This is a genomic window from Vibrio sp. ER1A, assembly GCF_000733315.1.
Taxonomy (GTDB): Bacteria; Pseudomonadota; Gammaproteobacteria; order Enterobacterales; family Vibrionaceae; genus Vibrio; species Vibrio mediterranei.
In genome coordinates this window covers 40,752-47,007 of the sequence record NZ_JPJA01000089.1, presented here as the reverse complement: position 1 = coordinate 47,007, position 6,256 = coordinate 40,752, and the positions used below count along the sequence as shown (strand labels likewise).

Below are 6,256 nucleotides of genomic sequence, written 5' to 3'. Positions count from 1 at the left end.
ATATAATTCTACTCATAGAGACACCGCACAAAAACAATTTCTCACTTTGATTACAATCAATAAAACCAAACTTTAATCAATGCATATTTGTGACATGGCACAATATTTAACAACAATAAAAACGTTAACTAATATCTCCTTCAAGTTGAACAAGATCACACAATAAGAAATAAAATAACCAAGAATAAATAACCGAACCAATTTCCTCTTATTTTATATCTGCACTAATAATAAATAACAATATATAAAAAGTCTTTTATTTCAAATAAGAATAATAAACCCTTTTATGAAATTTGTTCTAAACGCTACTTATAGATATCTCTTTGCAATATAAATTCAACAATTACACAGAAAATAACGTTAATGACAAATATTACTAACATGCCATTAAGCACGAATATACGCTCCATAAAGAGAGGAAAGAAGGTGGTTTTAGGCTGAAGAAAACAACCCTACAAGAAAAGTAAAAAAGGCCAATGAAGCATTGGCCTTTTATTGTATTCAATTTAGCTTATTTTTACGTATCAACACATAGAGCAATTTGGGCACCAAAGAGCGTTACTTGTTCACCATGATCTCTAGAATTTGAACATCAGTCTGAGTCATCGCACCATTTGCAAGACTAGAAAGATTACGAATAGACTCATCCACATTTTCTGAGACAATGCCTTCGTTTCCTGTTACGCGAATACCATCCAACGCCATCAATGTCGCCTTAAAAGCAGCACCAGCAGAGGATGAGACCTTCATAGCGCAACTGGTTTTCGCACCATCGCAAATCATGCCTGCCACGTCACCAATCATGCTACATATCGCATCGCTAATTTGTTTGAAGTTACCACCGAGAAGCCATGTCATTCCGGCCGCAGCTCCCATCGAGGCGGTTGTCGCTCCGCATAGTGCCGATAATTTATGTTGATAGCTCTTAATATAGACTGCCATTAGATGAGATAACATCAGCGCTCGAATCATGGTTTCTCGGTCAGCATGCACATGCTCAGCTACCACCACAACAGGCATTGTTGCGGAAATACCTTGATTTCCCGAACCCGAATTACTCATAGCTGGCTTCATAGCACCATCCATACGAGCATCCGACGCAGCCGAAGTTCGACAAAGTACGTCCGTCATCAAACTTTTAGCAAGCAAACCTTTGTCAACATTACGCTTAAATGTAGCGCCAACTTGCAAACCATAGTCTTGGCTTAACCCTTCATGGGATAGGTCATTGTTCAGCTGATAGGCTTGCTCAATAAAGCTGATGCTTTCTAACGGCGCATTCAGAGCAAAATCAAAAATGTCCTGTGCACAAGCATCTTTCATTGGACTTTCTGTTGGCTCAGAAGCTGTTTCTGCCTCTTGCTCTTGTGTATTGATGTAAGTGGTTAAACCATCCTCTTCAATAGACACTACATTAGTATGGCTGTCTGCAATGGTCACAGCTACGCGATGTTCACCATCACTGACCACGACTTTGGCATAAATAATGTTGAGCACGTCGGCTACTTCGACCGTCACTGCACTTTGCAATGATTTCGCTTGAGTCACATCTTCCGGCGTAATATTTTTGAGAACTTCAAGCCCAGCCTCTGACTCACCAGCCACGGCACCGATAGCGGCCGCGATCGACAATCCGACCATTCCAGTGCCAGGAACACCAACACCCATACCATTTTTCATTAAGTTAGGAGAAACATGGACCGAGATCATCTGGATATCTCCAGCAAGCTTTTGAGCGGCAATCGCACTCGCTAGTGCAACCGATACTGGCTCAGTACAACCCAATGCAGGTACGACTTCTTTTTTAATTAAGCGGGTAAAACCATCCCAAAGTTCAGTTCTCATAAACACACCTATACTCACCAAGCCTCAGAATTCCAAGACCGAAAATTATGAATTTCAACCCGTTCAACAAGCGTTTCAGGCTGATATGCTTTTAAGCGAATAGGTACACTATACGAGCTTTGTTAGAGATTTTTTTTACCTTATTTACTATCAAAAACCAAAATTGGAGAATTATTTTCTCCAATTACCTCTTTAAAAGTAAGGTCTTTTAAGTGCATCACATTTTTAGATAGGATAAAGAGAATTGAAGATGAGAGTTAGTACACGATGGGCTTCTCCAAATGTGTAGAAGCCCAACGAGAGAGAATGCTGAATAAGGTTGGCTAATTAAACGTGCTGACCAGCAACAAAACCGGAAGACCAGCACCACTGGAAGTTGTAGCCTCCAAGCCAGCCTGTGACGTCCATGACTTCGCCAATAAAGAACAAGCCTTGGATCGATTTGCATTCCATCGTTTTAGAAGAAAGATGATCGGTATTCACACCGCCAAGCGTCACCTCAGCCGTTCGATACCCTTCAGTGCCATTCGGTGCGATTTTCCAGTGCTCTAATGCTTCGCGAATTGCCACCAACTCTTTGGCGTGGTACTGCTTCAATGGTTTGTCTGCAAATACTTTGCGCTCAATAAGCACTTCCACTAAACGTTTAGGAAGCACACGTGCCAGAGTATTCTTCAAGCTTTGATTTGGGTGCTTTTCCAACGAACGAGCAAGCAGTTCATCAATATCCGCTTCTGGAACTAGGTTAACCGACACACTTTGACCCGGCTTCCAGAAAGAAGAAATCTGTAGCACTGACGGTCCAGACAGACCACGGTGAGTAAACAGCAAGGCTTCTTTAAACAAAGTGCCGTCATTAGCGGTAATCTCCGCAGGTACCGCAATACCCGATAGCTCTGCGAAATCCTCTTTGTCTTCCTTGTGCAGAGTAAATGGTACTAAACCCGCAGTTGTAGGTTTTACTTCGAGACCAAACTGCTCGGCAATCTTATAACCAAACGGGGTTGCCCCCAGTTTAGGCATCGATAACCCACCAGTAGCGACAACCAATGATTCACATTCGATAACATCAGTATCAGCGTGCAAAGAGAAACCGGACTCCGTCTTCTCAATACTGTGTACGTCGGTTTGATAGCCGAAGCGAATATTCGGTGTTTCACATTCTGACAGCAGCATCTTGACGATATCTTTTGCCGACTCTAAACAGAACAGTTGGCCGTGATCGCGCTCTTCAAACTCAATGCCGTATTTGCTCACCATGGCAATAAAATCCCAGTTGGTATACTGAGACAGGGCCGATTTCACAAAGTGTGGATTGCTACACAGATAGTTACTGGCAGAAACGTCGTAGTTGGTGAAATTACATTTACCACCACCAGAGATAAGAATTTTTCGACCTGGTTTTTTGGCGTGATCAAGCACGAGCACACTACGCCCACGTTTTCCCGCTTCTGCTGCACACATTAAACCTGCAGCACCAGCACCAATAACAACCACATCTACTTTTTGACTCATCACGACGTTCCGACAAGAATTTCAATAAAAAAAGGATGTGCTGATTGCACATCCTTTCGACAATTTGGCGCTATTTTAGCGACTTCATTAAATAAAGCCAACTCCCCGGAGCCATTAGCCCGGTTTGCGACAACGCCTTATCCTTGTGTTACCTCAATCACACCTTATAAAAGGTGCCGTAATGCTTTGTCGTTAAAGCAAAAATCCAGCAAACAAGGTGACACCAATAAGCGCACAGCAAAGTACAAACAGCTCACGCACTCTGTCGCACTTTCCGGTAAACACTGGATCGTGGTGGTGGAGGTATTCTTTAGTTTTGAGATAGTGATACAGTCTCACTTGCTTCGACATATTGCCGTGCGCCGTAAAGAAGCCTCGTCCATCCACTTGCTGATAGAGCAACGGATGTGCTTCACGCATGATGAAAATAAGTGCGCGTAGTGCTGTCAGATACCTCGCCATATTGACTGAGGTAATGAGCATCAATGCTAATAGAATAGTGTCTCCACTGATCATCTTTTCCTCCCTACATCTTCCTAGACACCCAAGAGAAAAAGACGAACAGTCGACTTTTAGACGCTGAGATTACTCAGCTGGGGCGTCCATAATGGAAGAAGAACCCTCTTTTGCTAACACTGCTAAATCTTTGTCGATAAAGAATAGCGCCTGACCATTCTCACCTACGAGTTCTAGCTTATCTAAGATCCCTTTAAACAATTTTTCTTCTTCGTGTTGCTCCGCAACATACCACTGAAGAAAGTTAAACGTTGAGTAGTCCTGAGCGGTGAACGCCACATGAGCAAGCTTGTTGATTCTTTCAGTAATCATCTGCTCATGCTTATAAGTTTCACGGAACACATCACCTAGACTTTCGAAATCATGTCTTGGAGCTTCGATGCTACCTAAAATCGGTAACGCACCAGTCTCACTCACATAAGTAAACAGTCTGTGCATGTGCTGCATTTCTTCGTCAGCGTGTTTACGAAGAAATAGCGCCGCGCCTTCAAAACCTTTGTCTTCACACCAAGCACTCATTTGTAAGTATAGATTGGATGAGAAGAATTCGAGGTTAATTTGCTCATTCAGATGCTGAACCATTGCTGGAGAAAGCATTCTAGACTCCTAATTTTATTTCAAAAGTTAACGCCACTATAACATAACTTATTGAGGAGTCTCTGATCTCAAACCCAAACTCACAACCTGCTGGATACTCAATCGCTACTTTTGATTCTAGAAAACTTTGGCGACTTTGCTCACAATTTATTGTCTTGTTGCTGAGAATTAACTTTATGGACTCCACTTTTCCATCGCTACATGGCGCAAAACAGGCTCTCTGTTCAAACGTGATATCTCTTCACAGGATCACGAATGACCGCCTGTAATTTGTACTTTGGATAACGATTTGAGATCACATCAACATAATTTTAAGGAGGAAAATGCTATGTTTTCCATAGTACTAACGTCAGGAGGAGTGCGTTATGAGTTATAAACATATTATGGTCGCATTAGATCTCTCAGAAGAAAGCAAAATGCTCATAGACAAGGCGGTCTCTCTCGCGAAGCCACTGGATGCAGAGGTTTCATTTATCCATATTGATGTCAATTATGCTGAGCTGTACACCGGGCTGATTGATTTAAACATGGCAGAGACGCAACATCAGGCGATGGAAGCCTCAATGACTCAATTAAGAGATTTTGCAGAATACGCAGGCTACCCAATTAAGCATTCATTAGTAGGTAGTGGTGATTTGAGTAATGAGCTGCGCGATACCATTAGTGAATACAATGTCGACCTTGTGGTATGTGGTCATCACCAAGATTTCTGGAGCAAAATCCTGTCTTCGACTCGCCAACTTATCAATACCTCACCTGTCGATATGTTAGTGGTTCCGATTAAGGACTAACTTGCAGTAAAAGGCTTCGAAAGGAGCCTTTTTTGATCCGATCTGTATTGATTCACAAAGATGTTACAATAGCTCCATCGTTCACATTAACAGCATGTTTAAGCAATGGGTTATCTTTATTCTGTCACTCTGCTTTGGGCTTTTTCCTTTAGCCTAATCGGGGTCTATCTAGCGGGTCAGGTGGATTCGTGGTTCTCAGTTCTAATGCGTGTGGTGTTAGCCGCATTAGTCTTTTTGCCTTTTACTAACTTTAGACAAGTGCCAGGTGCCTTAAAAGCCAAGCTGATGGCCATTGGTGGTATCCAACTAGGCTTGATGTATTGCTTCTACTATCAGTCCTTCTTATTGCTATCCGTACCTGAAGTGTTGCTGTTCACTGTTTTTACTCCCATTTACGTAACACTTTTCTATGACTTCCTTAAAGGACGCTTTTCTCCTTGGTATTTTATCACCGCCGCGATTGCGGTGGCTGGCGCTGCCTTTATCAAGTTTGCGGGTATCAATGACAACTTCATCACGGGCTTTCTCGTGGTACAGGGAGCCAACCTCTGTTTTGCTATCGGACAGGTTGGTTATAAATATGTGATGGAGCAAGCAGACGTTGAACTGCCACAGCATAGTGTGTTTGGTTACTTCTACTTTGGAGCAACCATCGTGGCAACGATCGCCTTTGCGCTGTTTGGCAGTTTTGACAAGATGCCAACCACCAGCCTGCAATGGGGCGTGCTGATTTACTTGGGTGTAATTGCATCGGGCTTGGGGTATTTCATTTGGAACAGAGGGGCGTGTCTGGTCAATGCAGGGGCGCTGGCCGTGATGAATAACTTATTGGTTCCTGCCGGGCTTATCGTCAATATTGTGATTTGGAATCGCGATGTGGATTTAGTAAAACTGTCGATTGGAGGCGGAATCATTCTGCTGTCGTTAGTGGTCAACGAACTGTGGGTGAAACCGAGAGCGGAAGCCCAGTTCAATAACGCTTAGGACTTCCA

At 43.0% G+C, this 6,256-nt stretch carries 6 protein-coding genes; 2 read left to right on the top strand and 4 right to left on the bottom strand.

The genetic code is table 11. The features are described 5' to 3' along the window. Positions 1-558: 558 nt before the first annotated feature. The 4 genes from HW45_RS17845 to ftnA form a co-directional block, all read right to left on the bottom strand. On the bottom strand, positions 559-1,845 hold the full coding sequence (locus HW45_RS17845; RefSeq protein WP_038228674.1) for an L-cysteine desulfidase family protein: 1,287 nt from the start codon (positions 1,843-1,845) through the stop codon (positions 559-561). A 327-nt stretch (positions 1,846-2,172) separates the two neighbouring features. Further along, on the bottom strand, positions 2,173-3,360 hold the full coding sequence (locus tag HW45_RS17840) for an NAD(P)/FAD-dependent oxidoreductase (RefSeq protein WP_038228672.1): 1,188 nt from the start codon (positions 3,358-3,360) through the stop codon (positions 2,173-2,175). Between the two features lie 192 nt (positions 3,361-3,552). Next, entirely contained in the window at positions 3,553-3,876 is a 324-nt protein-coding gene (uspB, locus tag HW45_RS17835; RefSeq protein WP_006072092.1) for a universal stress protein UspB, read from the bottom strand. A 69-nt stretch (positions 3,877-3,945) separates the two neighbouring features. After that, positions 3,946-4,473, bottom strand: coding sequence for a non-heme ferritin (gene ftnA / locus HW45_RS17830; protein WP_006072091.1), 528 nt, complete (start codon positions 4,471-4,473; stop codon positions 3,946-3,948). A 365-nt stretch (positions 4,474-4,838) separates the two neighbouring features. On the opposite strand from ftnA, the gene uspA reads away from it, so the two are divergent. Together uspA and HW45_RS17820 are read left to right on the top strand one after the other, a co-directional pair. Next, a complete protein-coding gene (uspA, locus tag HW45_RS17825) occupies positions 4,839-5,264 on the top strand; it encodes a universal stress protein UspA (RefSeq protein WP_038228670.1) in 426 nt (141 codons plus the stop codon). 105 nt (positions 5,265-5,369) lie between these two features. After that, on the top strand, positions 5,370-6,248 hold the full coding sequence (locus HW45_RS17820; protein ID WP_038228668.1) for a carboxylate/amino acid/amine transporter: 879 nt from the start codon (positions 5,370-5,372) through the stop codon (positions 6,246-6,248). The last annotated feature ends 8 nt before the right edge of the window (positions 6,249-6,256 follow it).

Coding starts and splice junctions, on each gene's coding strand:
- HW45_RS17845 (WP_038228674.1), bottom strand. CDS start 1,845: ATGAGAACTGAACTTTGGGATGGTTTTACCCGCTTAATTAAAAAAGAA.
- HW45_RS17840 (WP_038228672.1), bottom strand. CDS start 3,360: ATGAGTCAAAAAGTAGATGTGGTTGTTATTGGTGCTGGTGCTGCAGGT.
- uspB (WP_006072092.1), bottom strand. CDS start 3,876: ATGATCAGTGGAGACACTATTCTATTAGCATTGATGCTCATTACCTCA.
- ftnA (WP_006072091.1), bottom strand. CDS start 4,473: ATGCTTTCTCCAGCAATGGTTCAGCATCTGAATGAGCAAATTAACCTC.
- uspA (WP_038228670.1), top strand. CDS start 4,839: ATGAGTTATAAACATATTATGGTCGCATTAGATCTCTCAGAAGAAAGC.
- HW45_RS17820 (WP_038228668.1), top strand. CDS start 5,370: ATGGGTTATCTTTATTCTGTCACTCTGCTTTGGGCTTTTTCCTTTAGC.